General features: G+C 64.8%; 3 protein-coding genes. 2 read left to right on the top strand and 1 reads right to left on the bottom strand.

Annotation, left to right across the window (positions count from 1 at the left end; genetic code table 11):
* A partial coding sequence (locus EN939_RS32050; RefSeq protein WP_164751416.1) for a DUF1499 domain-containing protein occupies positions 1 to 481 on the top strand: 481 nt, incomplete at its 5' end.
* Between the two features lie 32 nt (positions 482 to 513).
* Here EN939_RS32050 and EN939_RS32045 read toward each other — a convergent pair.
* Positions 514 to 1,422 carry an MBL fold metallo-hydrolase gene (locus tag EN939_RS32045; RefSeq protein ID WP_127270451.1) on the bottom strand — a complete coding sequence of 303 codons (909 nt, stop codon included), beginning with the start codon at positions 1,420 to 1,422 and terminating at the stop codon, positions 514 to 516.
* 117 nt (positions 1,423 to 1,539) lie between these two features.
* Between EN939_RS32045 and EN939_RS32040 the strand changes: the two genes are divergently transcribed.
* The coding region (locus tag EN939_RS32040) for a biotin transporter BioY (RefSeq protein ID WP_127271569.1) at positions 1,540 to 1,977 on the top strand (438 nt) is incomplete at its 3' end.

Raw genomic sequence — 1,977 nt, 5'->3', positions numbered from 1 at the left:
GATCTATCCGCCGCTCAGGGATATCTCGACGGATTTCGACGAACCGCCGGCGCTCGACGTGAGCGACCGGACGAAGGATATGAACGTGCTTGCGCCGTCGACGCCTGGGGAACAGCGGCTGCAGGCCGATAGCTATCCGCTGGTCAGCGCACGCAGCTACGACCTGCCGTTCGAGACTGTCGTCAATGCCGTCGAAACCGTACTCGACCGGCGCGACTGGGAGCTGTCGGAGCCCTATCCCGATCTCGCCGGGCAAAGCGAGGTGACCATCACCGCCGTCGCCAAGGGCTTCGTGATCGGCCTTCCCGCCGATGTGGCGATCCGCGTGACGGACGATGGCGACACGGTCATCGTCGATATGCGGTCGGCATCCCGCTACGGCCGCTACGACCTTGGCGACAATGCCGCGCGCATCACCGAATTCCTGGCGGAGCTCGACCAGGAAGTCGCCGGTCAGGTCGGCGCCGCGCCAGCCGAATAAGGCTTCGGCACTTAGCAGCGGTCCAGGTTGGCCTATCCGGCCGGCGTGAAAATGCCGTCGATGGCCGGTGCGCCGTCTGTCGTGACCAGACCGCGCGCCGTCAGATCCTCGAGATGGGCAAGCACCGACAATCCGGCGGCGCCATGCAGCCGCGGGTCGGTGTCCCTGTAGATCGCCTTGACCATGTCCACGATCGTCCGGTCGCCTTCTCTGACCCGCTCCAGAATGGCGCGCTCGCGCATCTTGCGATGCGTCTTCAACCCGCGCATGAAAGCGCGCGGTGCTGTCACCGGCCCGCCATGTCCTGGCAACAGCAAGCGGTCCCCGCGTTCGATCAAGCGGTCCAGCGAGGCCATGTAGTCGGCCATCGCTCCATCCGGCGGGGCGACGATGGAGGTTGCCCAGGCCATGACATGATCGGCCGAAAACAGGATGCCGGTTCCCTGCAGCGCGAACGCCGCATGATTGGCGGTGTGGCCCGGGGTCAGAACCGTCCTGATCGACCAGCCGTCGCCGTCGACCACCTCGCCGTCGGGCAGGGCGACATCAGGGATGAAAGCCGTGTCGGCACTGGCATCGAGCGCATTGGTCTCGCCGATATGCAGGGCTCTTGCCGGCCGGTGCGGCCCCTCTGCCAGCACGAGGGCGCCGGTGCGCTCTTTCAGCCGGGCCGCCAGCGGGGAGTGGTCGCGATGCGTGTGGCTGACGAAGATATGGCTGACCGGCCGGCCTGCGATCACCTCGATCAGGGTCCGCAGATGCGCCTCGTCCTCCGGCCCCGGATCGATCACCGCCAGCGTATCGCGGCCAACAACGTAGCTGTTGGTGCCGTGAAAGGTGAAGGGGCTTGGATTGCGGGCCGTGATGCGCTGGACATCGGGCGCGACATTCACCCCCTGGCCATAGAAGGGGTCGAAGCCGGTATCGAATTTCAGTGCCATGCATCGGTGCCTTGTTTCGGGAAACGGCAAAACCGATTGCCGCACAACACGCAAGCCAATATAGGAGGATGTGAGGCCGCGAACATCGGAGTGCGGCAATCGGATTGGGGAAATACCATGGCAATTGCAACTACGATGCGTCCGCTTGTTTCTCTGGCTCTGCCGCAAAACGGCGCGGCGCGGCTGGCAACGCAGCTTTTCCTGGCCATCGCCGGAACGCTTGTGCTGACACTGTCGGCCAAGACCAAGGTAATGCTCGGGCCGGTCGACATTTCGATGCAGACGCTGGCCGTGCTGCTGATCGCCGCCGCCTTCGGCATGCGTCTCGGCGTCGCCACCCTGCTGCTCTACATGGCCGAGGGCGCCATGGGCTTCCCCGTCTTCCAGAGCACGCCTGAAAAGGGTCTCGGCATTGCCTACATGCTCGGCTCGACCGGCGGCTATCTCGCCGGCTTCGTGGTCATGGCGGCAATTGTCGGCTGGGCGGCGGATCGCGGCTGGGACCGCCATCCAATCAAGCTTTTCAACGCCATGCTGGTTGGCGAAGTCGTCATG

Origin of the sequence: Mesorhizobium sp. M7A.F.Ca.CA.002.05.1.1 (genome assembly GCF_003998335.1) — a bacterium.
Lineage (GTDB): Bacteria > Pseudomonadota > Alphaproteobacteria > Rhizobiales > Rhizobiaceae > Mesorhizobium.
This window is presented reverse-complemented; position numbering and strand designations above follow the sequence as displayed.